This window comes from Lysobacter sp. MMG2 (genome assembly GCF_016735495.2).
Lineage (GTDB): Bacteria > Pseudomonadota > Gammaproteobacteria > Xanthomonadales > Xanthomonadaceae > Lysobacter_J.
Genome location: NZ_JAERQY020000003.1, coordinates 232371 through 248817 on the forward strand (window position 1 = coordinate 232371; position 16447 = coordinate 248817).

The window sequence follows — 16447 nt, forward strand, 5'->3', positions numbered from 1 at the left end:
TCCCTCCCCTGAGTGCAGGGGAGGGTTGGGGAGGGGTACGCGAAGCCGCAACGCGGCGAGCTCGGCGCGGTCGCGCCTGACTACCCAACCTTCCCCTGCACGCAGGGGGAGGAGCAAGAGCACGGCGGGGGCGGGGCTTCGGCTTTCCCCCGCCCGGCCGATAACCCTAATCGGCAAGTTCAAACGCCTCGATCCCGGCCCAGTACGGGTTAGGATTGCTGCGTTGCACAGGGGGATCCACCACATGTTCAGTCGCACTCTTTTCGCGACGGCCCTGCTGGCCGTCACCGGCGCCGCGTCGGCGCAAAGCCTGCCGCGTCCGGCGGAGTTCTATTTCGACGCCGATGCCAACACGCTCAAGCCCGTCGTCGCCGTGCGCGAAACGGGTGACGTTGCCGCGCAGAAGCTGGCCAAGGCCATCGAGCGCAACCCGCACGCCAAGGCCGAAGTCGCGCAGCTCGCGCATCTGGCGATGGCCGCCGGTCGCATCGACCTGGGCAAGCAGCTCTACGCGCGCGCTCTGTCGGCGATCGACCGCAGCGACAGCCTGTGGCGCGCCGTGGTCTGGAACTACGGCTGGGACCTGTACCGCACCGGCGACTTCGAAGGTGCGTTCGCACAGTGGCGTGCGCTGGTGGAATCGCGCAGCGTCACCGCGTCGTGGATGCCGCCGACGCTGGCGCTCTCGCTGTGGTCGATGGGCCGCAAGGACGAGGCCGTGCAGTGGTACGCCGCCGCCGTGCGCAGCGAGCCGCAGCAGTGGAACACCACCGCGCAGTTCGCCCGCCTGCTGCCGGACTGGAGCGACGCCGACCGGACCCTCCTGTCCGAAGTCCAGGCCGCCTGGGCCGCGAACCCGCCCCGCTGGCCCTGATACCGCGCCCGCGTCCATACACCGCCGTACCTTTGAACCCCTCTCCCGCGAGAGGGGTTCTTCGTTGTGGGACAGCCTTTGCCGCTGCGGCGCGTTGACGGCCGCCCCGCCTTCCGGCACGCCCCGCCGCGTGAAGGCCGCGTTAGGATGCGACTTCGTCCCAAGAAGCACCGTCCATGCGCCTGCTGTTCACCGCTGCCCTGCTGAGCCTGCCGTTCACCGCCATGTGCGCCGATCGCATCACCGGAAAGCTTTTCGCTACCCGCAGCGAGGTGTACGCACCGCATGCGATCGCCGCCACCTCGCACCCGCTGACCACGCAGATCGCGCTGGACGTGATGAAGGCCGGCGGCAGCGCGGTGGACGCGGCCATCGCCGCCAACGCCGCGCTCGGCCTGATGGAGCCCACGGGCAACGGCGTCGGCGGCGATCTGTTCGCGATCGTGTGGGACCCGAAAACGAAGAAGCTCTACGGCTACAACGGCTCGGGCCGTTCGCCCAAGTCGCTGACGCTGGCCGAGTTCCAGCGCCGCGGCCTGAAGGACATCCCGCCGCACGGCCCGCTGCCGGTCACCGTGCCGGGCACGGTCGACGCATGGTTCGCCCTGCACGACCGCTTCGGCCGCAAGCCGATGAAGGACGACCTCGCCCCGGCGATCCGCTACGCGCGCGAAGGCCATCCGGTGCACGAGGTCATCGCGTACTACTGGGGCCGCAGCGTGCCGACGCTGTCGAAGTGGCCGGGCTTCACCGAGCAGTTCACGGTCGACGGGAAGCGCGGCCCGCGCACCGGCGAGATGTGGAAGAACCCCAACCTCGCCAGCACCCTGGAAAAGATCGCCAACGGCGGCCGCGACGCGTTCTACAAGGGCGACATCGCGCGCACCATCGACGCCTACTTCAAGGCCAACGGCGGTTTCCTGAGCTACGACGACCTCGCCTCGCACAAGGGCGAGTGGATCGAGCCGGTCAGCACCAACTACCGCGGCGTCGACGTGTGGGAACTGCCGCCCAACGGCCAGGGCATCGCCGCGCTGCAGATCCTCAACCTGCTCGAACCCTACGACCTGAAGTCCTACGGCTTCGGCAGCCCCGAGCACGTGCACCTGTTCGCCGAAGCCAAGAAGCTCGCCTTCGCCGACCGCGCCGCGTCCTACGCCGATCCGGATTTCTACAAGACGCCGGTGGCCAGGCTGATCTCGAAGGACTACGCACGCGAGCGCGGCAAGCTGATCTCGATGGACAAGGCCGCCAAGGCGGTCGAGCCCGGCGTGATCCCGCAGCTCAACGAAGGCGACACCATCTACATGACCGTCGCCGATGCGGACGGAATGATGGTCTCGTTGATCCAGTCCAACTACCGCGGCATGGGCAGCGGCATGGCGCCGCCGGGACTGGGCTTCATCTTTCAGGACCGCGGCGAGCAGTTCGTGCTGAAGGAAGGTCATCCCAATTCCTTCGCGCCGGGCAAGCGTCCGTTCCACACCATCATCCCCGCCTTCGCGACGAAGAACGGCAAGCCGTGGCTGAGCTTCGGCGTGATGGGCGGCGCGATGCAGCCGCAGGGCCACGCGCAGATCATCATGAACCTGGTCGATTTCGGCATGAACCTGCAGGAAGCCGGCGACGCGCCGCGCATCCAGCACGACGGCAGCACGGAGCCGGCGGGCCAGGCGACCGCGATGGAAGATGGCGGCGAACTCGATCTGGAAACCGGCTTTTCGTACGAGACGGTGCGCGCGTTGATGGGCATGGGCCATTCGGTGCGTTTCGCGCTCGGCCCGTACGGCGGCTACCAGGCGATCATGGTCAATCCGAACGGCGGCTACATCGGCGCCAGCGAATCGCGCAAGGACGGCCAGGCCGCGGGCTACTGAGATGGAGGCGCTGACGTGAGCGGCGCCGACGTCACCGCCCTGCTGCGACGCGCGTGGCTCGCACTGCAGCAGGGACAACCGGCGCCCGCGCGCGCCGACTGCGAAACGGCATTGCGCCACGCGCAGGATTCCTTCGACGCATGGCGCCTGTACGCGATGTCGCTGCAGGCGCTGGGCGATGCGGCCGGTTGCCGCGCCGCGTTGCAGCGCGCCCTCGCGCTGCGACCCGACGACGGCGCCACCGCGCTCGACCTGGGCACGATGCAGTTGAACGCGGGCGAGCACGGCGCCGCGATGGCCTCGCTGCATCTGGCCATGCAACGCTTGCCGCAGGAACCGCGCGCGGCGTTCCGCTACGGCACCGCGGCGTTCCTCGCGGGCGATCACGCGCAGGCGGCGCAGGGTTTCGAAGTCGCCGCGCGACTCAAGCCGGACTGGACCGAAGCCTGGAACAACCTCGCCGCCGCACACGGCAAGCAGCAGGACTACGTCGCCGCGATCGCTGCTGCGCGCAACGCGCTGGGCCTTCGCCCGAACGATGCGAGCACGCACCAGGCGCTGGCCGCACTGCAATCCAACCTGTTCGATCGCGAATCGCTGCAGGAGGGTCTGCAGCATGCGCTGCACGCGTTACGGCTCGATCCGTCACTGGCCGAAGCCCATCGCAACGCGGCGATCCTTGCGCGCAAGCTCGGCGACGCCGCCGGCGCCGAAGCCTACGCGCGACGCGCGCTGGAACTCGCACCGGGCGACGTCGAAACCGTGAACACGCTGGGCGAGCAGTTGCAGCTCAATCGCAAGACCGATGAAGCGGTGAGGGTCTACGCGCACGCGCTCGATGCCGGCGTCGAGTCGCCGCTGCTGCGCCGCCAGCACGGCATCGCGCTGCTGCACGACGACCGCGCGGACGCGGCGCGCACGACGCTCGCCCATGCGCTTCGCCAGGCGCCCGACGACCAGCGCGCGATCGCGCACCTGGGCGTCGCGATGGCGCAGGACGATGCGGCGCGCGCGACGCAGTGGCTGGGCCTGCATCGTCATGTGCACGCGATCGCGCTGCCGACGCCGGAGGGCTTTGCCGACGCGGACGCCTTTCACGTCGCGCTCGCCGACGACATCCGCCGCCACAGCCAGCAGCGCTGGGAACCGGCGGGGCTGGCGGCGCGCAATGCGTATCTCAGCGGTGATCTGCTCGCCGATCGCACGCCGGCCATCGTCGGTTTCGAGCAACGGCTGCGCGAGGCGATCGATGCGTTCCTCGCGCGCTGCCGTGAAGCGCGCGCGGGCGACGCCGCATCGGGTGAGGAGGATGTGTTCCTGCGCAACGTGCCCGCGCGCTATCGCATGCACGTCTGGGCGACGCAGGCCGCCGAACGCGGCTTCATCGACACGCACATCCACGAGGATTCGTGGCTCTCCGGCGCGTATTACGTCGAACTGCCGCCGGCGATCGGCGACGACGACGCCACGCACGCGGGCTGGATCGAATTCGGCCGACCTTTCGCCAACCTCCCGTCGCCGCCCGACACCGCGCTGCGCCGCGTGCGCCCGCAGGTCGGCACGCTGCTGCTGTTTCCGTCGTACCTGTTCCACCGCACCCTGCCCTATGCCGGCGAAGGCGAGCGGATCAGCATTTCGTTCGACCTTGCGGCGGTGTGATCAGCCTTCGCCCTGCTCGATCGGCTGCCCTTTCGCTTCCCGGTACGCCGCATCGGTGAAGGGCTGCGTCCAGTAGCGATCGAACCAGCGCGTCAGCCAAGGGTCGTCGCCGACGAACACCGCGCGGTCTGCCGAGAGGTCGACGCGCTTCTTCGCTTCTTCCATGCTCGTGCCCTGCTTCGCCAGTGGTGCTACTGCGTCGCGCGTGTGGCCGATCAGCGCGATGACGCGCCCGGCGTACGCGCTGTCGCGCATCGGCGCACCGTGGCCGGGGATCCACATCGCCGGCCGCTTCGCTTCCAGCGCGCGCAGCGTGGCCTGCCAATCCGCCGGATAGGCGTTGAAGCCGAAGGGAATCGGCGCGACGAGCAGATCGCCCGTCGCCAGCACGCGCTGGCGTGGCAGCCACGCGACGAGATCGCCGTCGGTGTTGCCGCGGCCCGGGTGCAGCAGCTCGACCGGACGCAGGCCGTCGTCCAGCCGCAGCGAATCGCCGAACGTGCGCGTCGGCAATGCGAGCACGAGGCCGCGCGTGTCCTGGCGGTACTGCGCGAACAGGCGGTGCGAGGCTTCGAAACCCGCGCGCTCGCGCTCGGACAGGCCGGGCTTGGCGAGCGTGTCGCGCAGGAAGGTCTCGGCGCCGTCCAGGCGCGCGTCGAACGCAGCCTGCAATGCCGCATCCGGCGCGCCTTTCGGATAGGCCTTCATCGAGCGCCCGCGCAAATGCGCATCGGTGGCATCGGTGGCGACGATCTCCGTCGTCGGCCACGCCTGCGCGATCGCCGACAGACCGAGCACGTGGTCGCCATGCCAGTGGGTGATCGCCACCGCCTTCACTGGCTTGTCGCTGACCGAACGCACCAGCTCGACGATGCGCCGGCCCGCGCCGGGCGAACCGCCGGCGTCGATCAGCACCAGACCATCGGACTGTTCGATGACCACGACGTTGCCGATCGGCTGTATGTGGAACGGCTGCGGTTGCGCGATCAGCCAGACACCGTCGTCGACGCGGACGATCGTCTGGAAGTAGCCGTCCTCGGCCGTGGGGCGCGCGGGCACGTCGGCGGACGGAGCGGCGGACAGCGCGCCCGCCAGCACCAACGCGGCGGCAAGCAGGCCGGCTTGGAATCCCTGGATCGGTCGCATCGACGGAGCTCCGCGTGGACTGCCGCCATGCTGGAGCGCGCCGGGGCCCGCTCGCGCGGCCCGTAGGTCATGCTCAGTCCGCCGGAACCGTCCTTCCCTGCGCCCACTCGCGCAGCTCGTGCACGCGCTCGGCCATCAGCACCGAGAGCGGACGCGTCTGCTTCAGTTCCGCGCGCAGCAGGAAGTCGTTGAGCGGCGCCTTCGACGCATGCGCGGCATAGAGCGAGGCGACGATGGCCTGCTCGATCTCCGCGCCGGAGAAGCCATCGCTCGCGGCCGACAACCCCGACAGGTCGAACGACGCTGCATCCAGCGCGCGGCGACGCAGGTGCAGTGCGAACAGCTGCTCGCGCGCGGCGGCGTTGGGCAGGTCGACGAAGAAGATCTCGTCGAAGCGTCCCTTGCGCAGCAGCTCGGGCGGCAGCGCGTCGATCTGGTTCGCCGTGGCGACGAGGAACACGCGCGATTTGCGTTCGGCCATCCACGTCAGCAGATAGCCGAGCACGCGCCGCGAGACACCGCCGTCACTGTCGCCGCCGTCGCCGGCCAGGCCCTTCTCGATCTCGTCGATCCACAGCACGCACGGTTCCAACTGTTCGGCCGAGGACAGCGCGGCGCGCAGGTTCTTCTCGGTCTCGCCGTGGAACTTGTCGTACAGCGTGCCGAAGTCCAGCCGCACCAGCGGCACGCCGAAGCCGGCGGCGACCGCTTTGGCGAGCATCGACTTGCCGCAGCCCTGCACGCCGAGTAGCAGCACGCCCTTCGGCGGATCGAGGCCCGCCGGCGCGTCGCCGCTGACGAACACGTCGCGACGCTGCTGCACCCAGCGCTTGAAGCGCGAGGCGCCCGCCACGTCGTCCATGCGCGCGGTGTCGTATTCGTAATGCAGATGGCCGCTGCGGTTGAGCAGTTCGAACTTCAGCTTCGCCAGCGCGGGCAGGTCGTCTGGGCCGAGCGCGCCGTCGCTGAAGATCAGCTGGCGCGCGATGCGGCGCGCGTCGATCGGATCGAGGCCGCGCAGATTGCGCACGATCTGCTTCACCGCCTCGCCGTTCACTTCGACGCGACGGCCGCCGTTCTCGCGCGCGTAGTTCTCCGCTTCCTCGCGCACCAGCTTGAGCAGCGCGTTGGCGTCGGGCAGGCGCGGCGTGTAGCGAACGGCGAGCGAATCCAGTTCCGCCGGCAGTTCGACCTTGTGGCCCACCAGCACCAGCACGTGCGGCTGGCAATCGCGGCGCTGCAGGATGTCGCGCAACTGGCGCTGCGTGCCGGCGTAGCCCAGGTACGGGTGGAAATCGAGCAGCACGTAGATGCCGCGCTGGTCGGCGTTGCGGATCGCCTGCAGCGTGTTGGAGGCATCGGGCGCGATCTCGGCCTCGTCCTCGCGGTCCAGGTCGATGCGTCGCAGCCCTTCGGTGATCGACCAGCGGTGCAGCGCGCGCCACACGTGCATGAGCGCCTGGCGGAACAGCTCGACCACGCGGGCTTCGTCGCGGGTCTCGATGACGATGAGCGGGGTGTTGGCGCGGATCAGCGCGGTGAGGTCCTGCAGGTCGGTCATCGTGCTTGAGGGCGTCCGTGTCGGTGCGTGGATGATAGGGGATGGGGCGGCGCGGGCCGGGTTCGGGAATCGGGAATCGGGAATCGGGATTCGGGATTCGGGATTCGGGATTCGGGATTCGGGATTCGGGATTCGGGATTCGCAAGAGCATGTCATTCCCGCGCAGGCGGGAATCCAACTGCGGGAGGCTCACACTCTCCGGAGAGCATGTCGCGGCTGACCTGCGCGGGGATGACGGCATTACGTAGGGCGATCCACCCGCCATTCCTTATCCCCGCCGCCGCTTTTACAGTGGTCGCCCCCGCAATGCGCCCCACCCCATGGCTTTCGACGCCTTCGCCCTCGTGCTGCTCATGCTCGCGCTGGGCTACCTCTTCCAGCGCCTGCGCGTGCTGCCCGGCGATGCCGCGCGCACGCTGAACCTGGTCGTGCTCTATGTCTGCCTGCCGGCGGCGGTGCTGCGCTACGTGCCGCAACTGCATCTGGAACCGGCGCTGCTGGGCGTGATCGCCGTGCCGTGGCTGCTGCTGGGCGTAACCGTGGCGGCGGTGGGCGCGCTGTCGCGCTGGCTGAAGTTCCGGCGCGACGAGACCGCCGTGCTGATGCTCACCGTCGCGCTGGGCAATACCAGCTTCCTCGGCTATCCGCTGACGCGTGCGCTGATCGGCGAGCATGCGCTGCCTTACGCCGTGGTCTACGACCAGTTCGGCACCTTCCTGGTGCTATCCACCTTCGGCTTGTGGACGCTGGCGCATTACGGCGGCGAGCACGCGCCGTCATGGCGCGAGATGGCGTTGCGCGTGGCGAAGTTCCCGCCGCTGTGGGCGCTCGGGGCGGGTTTCACGGTGATGCCGGCCGACCCGCCGGGCTGGCTTGCGAACGGACTGCAACGCCTGTCCGATGCCCTGCTGCCGCTGGCGATGCTGACCATCGGCCTGTCGGTGCGCTTCGCCCTGCCGCGCGACGAACTCAAGCCGCTGGCGGTCGGCCTCGTACTGAAGCTTGCGGTGATGCCCGCGCTGGCCCTGCTGCTGGTGCCGCTGCTGGGCCTGCACGGTCCGATGGCGCGCGTCACCGTGCTGGAGGCCGCGATGCCGTCGATGGTCACCGCCGGCGCGCTGGCCATCGTCCATGGGCTGGCGCCGCGCCTGGCGGCGGCGATGGTCGGGTACGGGCTGCTGCTGTCGCTGGCGACATTGCCGCTTTGGGCCGCCTGGGGCGCCGGGGCCTGACGCCCGGGCGCGGGCTTCACCCACAGCTGAACCTGCCGCGGCGGAGGGCGCACCCGGCCGCACCACGCATGGTTCCGTCGGCCCACCCCGTGTACGCTGCGGCTTCCATCCAGAGGGGAGTCCGCATGAAGACCGTGCTGGTGGCCAGTTCCAAAGGTGGCGTGGGCAAGACCACGATCGCCACGCACCTCGCCGCACAGTCGGCACTGGAAGGCCTGCGCACCGCGCTGGTCGATGCCGATCCACAGGAATCCTCCACCCGTTGGGCCCAGCGCCGGGCCGGGCTGGAAAGTGCCGTGCTGCCGCTCGACGGCACCCGCCGCAAGGCGTGGCGCAAGCAGTTGCCCGACGACACCCAGCGGCTCGTGATCGATGCGCCGGCGGGCTCGATGGCCGACGATCTCGACGTGTTCCTCGAAGAGGCCGACGCCGTCATCGTCCCGGTGCAGCCCTCCGCGCTGGACATCGAGGCGACGGTGCCGTTCCTGGACTCCCTCGCGCGGCACCCGCGGGTGCGCAAGGGCCAGCTGCGGGTCGGACTGGTGGGCAACAAGCTCAAGCCGTGGACCAACGCCTCACAGCAGGCGCTGGAACTGCTGGCCGCCTGGCCGTACCCGGTCGTGGCGCAGCTGCGCGACAGCCAGGCGTACGTCGTGCTGACCGGACTGGGAAAAAGTCTGTTCGACTACCACTCCGTGCAGGTGCGCGAGCACCAGGACGATTGGCAGCCTTTGCTCAAGTGGTTGAAGAAAGGCTGAGCCATCACGTCGTTACGTGATAATGGCGGTCCTTGAACCCGCCTCACCCCAGCGACCCGGAGCCGCGCGCGCATGCGTGAACTGATCCTGCTACGACACGCCCACGCCGAACCCGCCAGCAATGGGCAGGCCGACCTGGACCGCCCGCTCTCCGCCGAAGGCCTGGCCGAGGCCGAGGCGGCCGGCCGCTGGCTGGCGGAGAACAAGCTGATCCCCGACTGCGTGCTGTGCTCGCCCTCGCGGCGCACGCGCGAGACGCTGGAAGCCGTGCTGGCCGCCATCGGCTACGTCGACCAGCGCATCGAACCGTCGATCTACGAGGCCACGCCGGGCACGCTGATCTCGCTGGCCGATGCGCACGGCGAGGTCGAGCGGCTCATGCTGGTCGGCCACAATCCCGGACTGGAGCGGCTGGCAGCGCTGCTGCACAGCGGCCAGTCCGGCGACTATCGCGGCATGCCGCCGTCCGGGATCGCGGTGCTGAGCGTGCCGGCCGGCGTCAGCCTTGAGCCGGGCGTCGCCCAGCTCAGCGCCTTCTGGTGGCCGTGAGGGAACGCACGCCGCGCATAGCCTGTCTACTGCTGCCGTGCCTGCTGGCCCTCTGGCCGGCCTGGGCACAGGGGCCGGCCGATGTCGCCGAAGTGACGGGCAAGCGTTCGTTCGACCCGGCCTACACCCGCTTCGGCTTCGAACTGCGCACGCGCTGGGGTCAGCGCGTGTCGGGCGTGTTCCCGCAGTACGAGGGTGAGGTCAGCACCCTGGCCGACGGCCGTCACCGCGTGCGCATCGTGCTGCGCACCGCCGAGGTGATCGTCGCCGGTTCCGATCGTTACACCGCGCTCGCGCGCGGCCCGAGTTTCTTTGATGCGCAACGCTACCCCTACATCGAATTCGTCTCCGACCCGCACCCCGACACGCTCATCCAGACCGGCGGGCGCATGCGCGGGCGGCTTTCGATGCACGGCGTGACGCGCATGGAGACGTTCTACCTCTCCGACGCGAACTGCGAGCGTCCCGGCACCGATTGCGACGTCCTCGCCAGCGGCAGCATCAGCCGCGACGACTACGGCCTGGACGGCTGGCAGTTCGCGCTCGTCGACCGGGTGCGTTTCATGCTGCGCGTGCGCCTGGTCGAGGCGACGACGCCGTGAGAGCGATTGTGCGGATCGGCGTGGCCGTGCTGTCGCTGGCGCTTGGCGCCTGCGCCTCGCTGTCCGGCGCCCAGCGTGACCGCGCCACGGAAACGGTGGTGCAGGCGCGCTCCACCCAGGTGGATTGCACGCGCATGGACGCGTGCGCCCAGCGTTCGCCACTGCGCGACCTGGCCGCTCGCGCCTTCGCGCAGTCCACTCCAGAGGCGCCGGTGCATTACGCGCTGATCCTGGACCGCGGCCCCGACGCCCTGCTCGCGCGCGTCAACCTGATCCGCAGCGCGACCACCGCCATCGACCTGCAGACCTACATCTTCGACGAGGACGACGCCGGCCGGCTCGTGCTGGACGAACTCCTCGCCGCCGCGCGCCGCGGCGTGCGCGTGCGCGTGCTGATCGACCAGCTCGCCGCGCTCAAGCACGTGGAAACCCTGGCCGCGCTGGCCGGCGCGCACGTCAATTTCGAGTTGAAGCTGTACAGCCCCGTGTTGGGTCGTGCGCAGATCAGCTACCCGCAATACGCGCTGGCGGCGGCCTGCTGCTGGCGCACGCTCAACCAGCGCATGCACACCAAGCTGCTGCTGGTGGACGGCGCGGTCGGCATCACCGGCGGGCGCAATTACCAGGACGACTATTACGACTGGGACGACGAGTACAACTTCCGCGACCGCGACCTGCTCGTCGCCGGCCCCGTCGCGCACGTCATGCGCGATGACTTCGCACTGTTCTGGAACGACCGCCGCAGCACGCCGGTGGAACGCCTCGACGACGTCGGCGGCTGGCTGCTGACCGCCGGCGTGCCGGCGCTGCCGCCCGCGCATTTCGAGCGCCCGCAGCGCGCGCAGGCGATGCTGCGCGATGCCGCCGACAGTGCGTTGATCGAACAGCGCCTGGTGTCGCAGGCGATCCGCGTGGGCCACGTGCGCTACATCTCCGACACGCCGGAGAAGCACCAGGCCGTCAACGCCGACCAGCAGGCGGTGGCTTCGGGCTCGCTGCGCAGCCTGATCGAATCGGCGCGCGAGGAAGTGGTGCTGCAGACGCCGTACCTCGTTCTCTCCGACGCCGCGCAGGACATGTTCCGCCAGCTGCACGAGCGCCCGTTCGACGAGCGGCCGAAGATCATCGTGTCCACCAACAGCCTGGCGGCGACGGATGCGTTCATCGCCTACGCGCTGTCGTACAAGTACAAGCGCCGCTACCTGCGCGAGTTCGGCTTCAACATCTTCGAGTACAAGCCGTTCCCGGAAGATGCGCCGATCGACATCGCCGCCACCGGCGCGGAACTGCCGGACCTGGGGTTCGACGAGGATTCGGCCGCCGACCCGGCGTCCCTCTCCGCCAGCCGCGCGCTGAAGGGCGAAAGCGGCGGCACCGTGGCATCTGCGGCAAGTCCGTCGCAACCGCCGCCGCAGGACCTGAGCCAGACCCACCGCGAACTGCGCGAGCGTTACGACCGCCGCAGCGCGCTGGAGCGCGACCAGTACCGCCGCGCCCTGTCGCGCGAGTACAGCGCGCTGCGCTACAGCTCGCGCGGCGCGAACCAGCCCGTGCCGCTGCAGCGCGCGGGCGTGCGCATCGGCCTGCACGCCAAGTCGATGGTGATCGACGGCCGCATCGGCGTGGTCGGCACGCACAACTTCGATCCGCGCGGCGATCACTACAACACCGAGAGCGCGGTGGTGATCGAAGACCGGCCCTTCGCGCAGGCACTGCGCGCGAGCATCCATCGCGACATCACGCCGGCGAACTCGTGGGTGATCGCGCGGCGCGACAAGCCGCCGGTGTTTTCCGGGCTCAACTATTCGATCGGCAAGATGTTCGAGGCGATGCCCGTGCTGGACCTGTGGCCGATGCGCTACGCCACCAGCTACGAGTTCGTGCCCGGGCCGGACTGCCCGCAGCCCCTGCTGCCCAGCAATCCCGATTTCCGCGCGTGCTACCAACCGGTGGGCGACTTCCCCGAAGTGTCGACGGGCCTGAAGGGCATCACGACGCGGATCTTCACCGCGTTCGGCGCGGGGCTGGCGCCGATCCTCTGATCGGCGATTGAGGGGCTCGCCGCCCCCGGACAACGGGCGGAATCCCCTTCCTCGCGTGCTCGCGCCGGCCCCCGGGCTCGGCCGCCCGGGGCGTTTTTGCGCACTGGCCGCTCCGCCCCCCATGCGGACGAGCGCAGTCACCTTCCTGAATGTGACGGTCTTCACCCTCCCTCTCGTCCCAGCTGGCGACCGCGAGGCGTGTCCGCGTGGGCCCAGGCCGCACCCCTGCCATCAGTCATGGCAACGGTAGCGCCGAAATGTCCATCTATATCAGCAAGTTCCGGCTCCGGCCGTGCCCCGTCAGATAGGTCTTCGGTGGGGTGACTTATGGCCCATGGCGGAATAGATCTGGTGTTGTACTTTACCAACACACCAAGGCAGTAACCCACCCCCACGAAGGACCCCGCCATGAACGCCCTCACCACTTTCGCCCCGTCCGCCAAGTCCGCTCCGGTTTCCCCGCTGGCCCTGATGAACGCCCCGTCGCGCAACCACCGCGAACGCGATTTCGGCGTCGGCTACGGCACCAGCAGTGGCTATGCCAGCAACCGCCGCTACACGACCGAGTGGGCGCCGCCGCGCTTCCGCTTTGCCTGATTCACCACGCAGTACCGAATTCCAGGACACCGCCATGAACGCCTTCCGTGCCATCCCGACCTCCCCCTCCGCCCCGCGCGCGAACGTCGTCATTCCGCTGCCGGTGCGTCACGTCCATCGCGAACGCGACTTCGGCGTGGGCTACGGCAACAGCAGCGGCTACGCCACCAGCCGCCACTACGCCCAGGACTGGATGCAGCCGCGTTTCCGCTGCGCATGACGGCGTCCTCCAGGCCCAGCGCCTGACCGCGCTTCCCCCGGCGCCAAGAACAACTCGTCCGGCAACACCTCGTCTCCCGTAGCAGGACCCATGCAGGAACCGATCGAACCCCAGTCCATCGAAACCATCCCCCATTCCCCCTGGCCCGGAGCCGGTGCGTCGGATTCTCTCCGTAACGACGCACTGACTGCCGGGCCCCTTTTATTCCCCGGCCTCGCTAAAGTGGCCGCATGAGCGACGCCCCCACCGCCCCCCGTTCGCCGTTCCGCACTCCGCCGGATCTGGCCGCCCTCAACGCGATGTCGCGCAACACGGCGATGGAGCCGCTGGGCATCGTGTTCACCGAAGTCGGCCACGACTTCATCCGCGCCACCATGCCGGTCGATCACCGCACCCATCAGCCTTACGGCCTGCTCCACGGCGGCGCCTCCGTGCTGCTCGCCGAAACGCTGGGCAGCAGCGCCGCGATGCAGTGCGTGGGCGAGGACGAGGCCTGCGTCGGCATCGAGATCAACGCCAACCACCTGCGCGGCGTGCGCGAGGGCCATGTCACCGGCACCGCGCGGCCGCTGCACGTGGGCGGTCGCACGCAGGTGTGGGAGATCCGCATCGAGGACGAGCGCGGCAAGCTGGTGTGCATCTCGCGGCTGACGGTGGCGGTGATCGCGCGCCCGTGAGTCGTGTCGCGAAGGCGCATGCGCGCGGCGCATTGCGGAACCTGTCTGGACGCATCGACGCATCCCGCTCATGGCGCTGGTCGCCGCGGCGGTGCTTAGGTATCGTGCATCAATGAATGCGCCGTCTCCCCACGCCGGCGCGACGGCGCCGACCACGGCGCCCGCCGCGCGCGCGCTCCGTTACCTTGTCCGCGTGCCGCTGCTGCTGTGGCACGTGTTCGTCGACCTGCCGCTGACGCTGCTCACCGCCGTGCCGTTCCTGGAGAACGTGCGCGTGGGCGATGAGCCGCTGGAGCATCGCGCCATCCGCGCCTGGTCCGCCGGGCTGATGTGGATCTTCGGCTTCCGCCTGCGTCGCGTCGGCACGCCGCTGCCGGGCGCGGCGATGTTCGTCGCCAACCACGTCAGCTGGATCGACATCGAGACCCTGCACAGCCAGCGCATGATGGGCTTCGTCGCCAAGCGCGAAATCGCCAGCTGGCCGGTCGTGGGCTGGCTGGCCTCGCGCGGCGAGACGATCTTCCACGCGCGCGGCAGCACCGAATCGCTCGGCGGCGTGCTGCACGAGATGCTGGGCCGGCTGCGTGAAGGCCGCTCGGTCGGCGTGTTCCCCGAAGGCGGCACGCGCGGCGGACGCGAGATCGGCCCCTTCCACGCCCGCATTTTCCTGGCCGCCGTCGAGGCCGGCGTGCCGGTGCAGCCGGTCGCGCTGCGCTACGGCGAGCACGGCGATGCCCAGCACGTCGTGGCCTTCCAGCCGGGCGAGAGCTTCCTGGCCAATTTCCTGCGTCTGCTGGGCGAACCGCCACGGCTGGCCGAGGTGCATTTCCTCGAGCCGATCCTGCCCGGCGAGACCGACGGCCGTCGCCGCATCGCCGAGACTGCGCGCTCGCGCATCATCGCGGCCATGACGAGCTGAACTTCACGTTCTTGGGTGTAAGGCACTAGTGCGAGCACTCGATTCCGTACGGCTATGGTCCCAGGCATGCTGACCGCCTCCGACTACTCTCCGCCCCGCTGGCTGCGCAATGCGCATGTCCAATCGGTGCTGGGTTCCAGTCCACTGCGTCGCCGACATGGCGAGCGCAGTCTCGCGGACCTGAATGCGGTCAGCACCCTCCACACCGTCGACGCCGGCGAAGGCGTACGCCTGCAGGGCGTGCATTCCACCCTGCCCGAGCGTCCCTCGCGCGGCCTGGTGCTGCTGCTGCACGGCTGGGAAGGCAGCGTCGATTCCAGCTACATGCGGCTCACCGCGGTGCAGCTGCTGCGCGAAGGCTTCGAAGTCTTCCGCCTCAACTTCCGCGACCACGGCAATACGCACCATCTGAACGAGGGGCTGTTCCACTCCAACCGCATCGACGAAGTGGTGCGGGCGGCGGCGGCGGTCGCGAAGCTGTATCCGGACCGGCCGATGGCGGTGGCCGGTTACTCGCTCGGCGGCAACTTCGCGCTGCGCCTGGCGCTGCGCGCGCCCAGCGCCGGCGTGCGCCTGGAGCACGTCGCGGCCGTCTGCCCGGTGCTGGATCCGGCACGGACGATGGAGTCGATGGAGCAGGGGCTGCCGGTGTACCTGTGGTACTTCGAGCGCAAGTGGCGCGGCTCGCTGGCGCGCAAGCGCGAGCTGTTCCCGCAGACGCACGCCTTCGACGACCAGGTGCTGGGCCTGCGCATGCGCCCGCTCACGCAATGGATGGTCGAACGCCACACCGAATTCGGCACCCTGGAGAGTTACTTCGACGGCTACTCCATCGCCGACCACCGCCTCGCCTCGCTGCAGGTGCCGGCAAGCATCCTGATGGCCGAAGACGACCCGGTGATCCCGGTGGACGGCTTCCGCAAGCTGCAACTTCCGGACAGCGCCCAGGTGGAGATCTCGCCCTGGGGCGGGCATTGCGGCTTCCTGGAAAGCGCGAAGCTGGATGGTTTCGCGGAACGCTGGATCGCGCGCCGCATCGGCAAGGCGCTGGCCTGATCGCGAAGTGCGTGTGTCGTGGATGACACAAAAATGCCCGGTTGCCGACAGCGCGCATTCAAGCGCGCGTTGATAGCGTCGAAGTCGGCGACGCGTCGTTCGCCCGTCCATCGAGACCTGCCATGAAGCGCTCCCCCCTGCGTGCCGTCCTGTTCGCGACCGGCCTGAGCCTGTGCACGGCGGCGATGGCGCAGGACGATGTCGATGCGGCTGCGCTGGACCTGAGCGTGCCGCAGCAGCGCATCGGCTTCACCAGCACCGATCCGGACGTGAGCTATCGCAACGATCCGCCGGGCAGCTGGTACGGCGACCACGGCCGACGCACCACGCTTCGGAGCGCGCAAGGCGACGACCCCAACGACTGGCGCGTGCACGGCAGCGTCGAGGCCGGCATCGGTTACTCCAGCCGGACCGGCAACGCCAACTGGCAGGCCGCCAACATCAACCTCGACAAGACCTACATCGATGACGAAGGCGACGCGAGCCACGTCAACATCGACATCAACGTCGGTCGCAGTGAGGGAGCCCTGTTCGGGCCGGGCTACTACCCTGCCTGGGAGGGCTACGGCCCGATGGGCCCGGGTCCGCGCATGCAGGCACGGCCGCCCTTCATTCGCTGACGCCTGCCCCGCCGTGCGCGGGGCTGCGGACACCGCCCAGCACACAGCGGCGGGCACG

16 protein-coding genes are annotated in these 16447 nt (G+C 69.4%); 14 read left to right on the forward strand and 2 right to left on the reverse strand.

The features are described 5' to 3' along the window. Positions 1-244: 244 nt before the first annotated feature. From JI752_RS12990 to JI752_RS13000, 3 genes are all read left to right on the forward strand, one after another. Complete coding sequence (locus JI752_RS12990; RefSeq protein ID WP_216964723.1) at positions 245-874, forward strand: tetratricopeptide repeat protein; 630 nt, start codon at positions 245-247, stop codon at positions 872-874. 176 nt (positions 875-1050) lie between these two features. Next, on the forward strand, positions 1051-2751 hold the full coding sequence (ggt, locus tag JI752_RS12995) for a gamma-glutamyltransferase (RefSeq protein ID WP_216964725.1): 1701 nt from the start codon (positions 1051-1053) through the stop codon (positions 2749-2751). Positions 2752-2766: 15 nt separating this feature from the next. Next, positions 2767-4410 (forward strand): putative 2OG-Fe(II) oxygenase, encoded by a 1644-nt coding sequence (locus JI752_RS13000; protein ID WP_216964726.1) that lies wholly within the window; start codon positions 2767-2769, stop codon positions 4408-4410. Here JI752_RS13000 and JI752_RS13005 read toward each other — a convergent pair whose 3' ends face one another. Beyond that, positions 4411-5556, reverse strand: coding sequence for an MBL fold metallo-hydrolase (locus tag JI752_RS13005; RefSeq protein ID WP_216964728.1), 1146 nt, complete (start codon positions 5554-5556; stop codon positions 4411-4413). A 73-nt stretch (positions 5557-5629) separates the two neighbouring features. Continuing rightward, a complete protein-coding gene (locus tag JI752_RS13010; protein WP_216964731.1) occupies positions 5630-7117 on the reverse strand; it encodes an AAA family ATPase in 1488 nt (495 codons plus the stop codon). A 320-nt stretch (positions 7118-7437) separates the two neighbouring features. Here JI752_RS13010 and JI752_RS13015 point away from each other — a divergent pair, with 320 nt between their 5' ends. The 11 genes from JI752_RS13015 (at position 7438) to JI752_RS13065 (ending at position 16389) form a co-directional block, all read left to right on the forward strand. Then, positions 7438-8349 (forward strand): AEC family transporter, encoded by a 912-nt coding sequence (locus JI752_RS13015; RefSeq protein WP_216964733.1) that lies wholly within the window; start codon positions 7438-7440, stop codon positions 8347-8349. A gap of 125 nt (positions 8350-8474) precedes the next feature. After that, a complete protein-coding gene (locus tag JI752_RS13020; RefSeq protein WP_216964735.1) occupies positions 8475-9107 on the forward strand; it encodes a ParA family protein in 633 nt (210 codons plus the stop codon). A 72-nt stretch (positions 9108-9179) separates the two neighbouring features. Continuing rightward, entirely contained in the window at positions 9180-9656 is a 477-nt protein-coding gene (locus JI752_RS13025) for a histidine phosphatase family protein (RefSeq protein ID WP_216964737.1), read from the forward strand. After that, the gene (locus JI752_RS13030) at positions 9647-10258 is read left to right on the forward strand and encodes a YceI family protein (RefSeq protein WP_216964738.1); all 612 of its coding nucleotides are present in this window, start codon (positions 9647-9649) and stop codon (positions 10256-10258) included. The genes JI752_RS13025 and JI752_RS13030 overlap by 10 nt, the downstream gene beginning before the upstream one ends. Continuing rightward, positions 10255-12300 carry a phospholipase D family protein gene (locus JI752_RS13035; RefSeq protein WP_216964740.1) on the forward strand — a complete coding sequence of 682 codons (2046 nt, stop codon included), beginning with the start codon at positions 10255-10257 and terminating at the stop codon, positions 12298-12300. The genes JI752_RS13030 and JI752_RS13035 overlap by 4 nt, the downstream gene beginning before the upstream one ends. A 408-nt stretch (positions 12301-12708) precedes the next feature. Continuing rightward, the gene (locus JI752_RS13040; RefSeq protein ID WP_216964742.1) at positions 12709-12897 is read left to right on the forward strand and encodes a hypothetical protein; all 189 of its coding nucleotides are present in this window, start codon (positions 12709-12711) and stop codon (positions 12895-12897) included. 34 nt (positions 12898-12931) lie between these two features. Next, positions 12932-13117, forward strand: coding sequence for a hypothetical protein (locus JI752_RS13045; protein ID WP_216964743.1), 186 nt, complete (start codon positions 12932-12934; stop codon positions 13115-13117). A gap of 230 nt (positions 13118-13347) precedes the next feature. Further along, a complete protein-coding gene (locus tag JI752_RS13050) occupies positions 13348-13794 on the forward strand; it encodes a hotdog fold thioesterase (protein WP_216964745.1) in 447 nt (148 codons plus the stop codon). A gap of 112 nt (positions 13795-13906) precedes the next feature. Next, positions 13907-14713 (forward strand): lysophospholipid acyltransferase family protein, encoded by an 807-nt coding sequence (locus tag JI752_RS13055; protein WP_216965360.1) that lies wholly within the window; start codon positions 13907-13909, stop codon positions 14711-14713. 66 nt (positions 14714-14779) lie between these two features. Then, positions 14780-15769, forward strand: a complete 990-nt coding sequence (locus tag JI752_RS13060) for an alpha/beta fold hydrolase (protein WP_216964747.1) — start codon at positions 14780-14782, stop codon at positions 15767-15769. Positions 15770-15891: 122 nt separating this feature from the next. After that, positions 15892-16389, forward strand: coding sequence for a hypothetical protein (locus tag JI752_RS13065; RefSeq protein ID WP_254200757.1), 498 nt, complete (start codon positions 15892-15894; stop codon positions 16387-16389). The last annotated feature ends 58 nt before the right edge of the window (positions 16390-16447 follow it).

Bases quoted from the DNA above. Each gene is read 5' to 3' on its own strand.
- JI752_RS12990 (WP_216964723.1), top strand. From the start codon at position 245: ATGTTCAGTCGCACTCTTTTCGCGACGGCCCTGCTGGCCGTCACCGGC.
- ggt (WP_216964725.1), top strand. From the start codon at position 1,051: ATGCGCCTGCTGTTCACCGCTGCCCTGCTGAGCCTGCCGTTCACCGCC.
- JI752_RS13005 (WP_216964728.1), bottom strand. From the start codon at position 5,556: ATGCGACCGATCCAGGGATTCCAAGCCGGCCTGCTTGCCGCCGCGTTG.
- JI752_RS13010 (WP_216964731.1), bottom strand. From the start codon at position 7,117: ATGACCGACCTGCAGGACCTCACCGCGCTGATCCGCGCCAACACCCCG.
- JI752_RS13015 (WP_216964733.1), top strand. From the start codon at position 7,438: ATGGCTTTCGACGCCTTCGCCCTCGTGCTGCTCATGCTCGCGCTGGGC.
- JI752_RS13020 (WP_216964735.1), top strand. From the start codon at position 8,475: ATGAAGACCGTGCTGGTGGCCAGTTCCAAAGGTGGCGTGGGCAAGACC.
- JI752_RS13025 (WP_216964737.1), top strand. From the start codon at position 9,180: ATGCGTGAACTGATCCTGCTACGACACGCCCACGCCGAACCCGCCAGC.
- JI752_RS13040 (WP_216964742.1), top strand. From the start codon at position 12,709: ATGAACGCCCTCACCACTTTCGCCCCGTCCGCCAAGTCCGCTCCGGTT.
- JI752_RS13045 (WP_216964743.1), top strand. From the start codon at position 12,932: ATGAACGCCTTCCGTGCCATCCCGACCTCCCCCTCCGCCCCGCGCGCG.
- JI752_RS13050 (WP_216964745.1), top strand. From the start codon at position 13,348: ATGAGCGACGCCCCCACCGCCCCCCGTTCGCCGTTCCGCACTCCGCCG.
- JI752_RS13055 (WP_216965360.1), top strand. From the start codon at position 13,907: ATGAATGCGCCGTCTCCCCACGCCGGCGCGACGGCGCCGACCACGGCG.
- JI752_RS13060 (WP_216964747.1), top strand. From the start codon at position 14,780: ATGCTGACCGCCTCCGACTACTCTCCGCCCCGCTGGCTGCGCAATGCG.
- JI752_RS13065 (WP_254200757.1), top strand. From the start codon at position 15,892: ATGAAGCGCTCCCCCCTGCGTGCCGTCCTGTTCGCGACCGGCCTGAGC.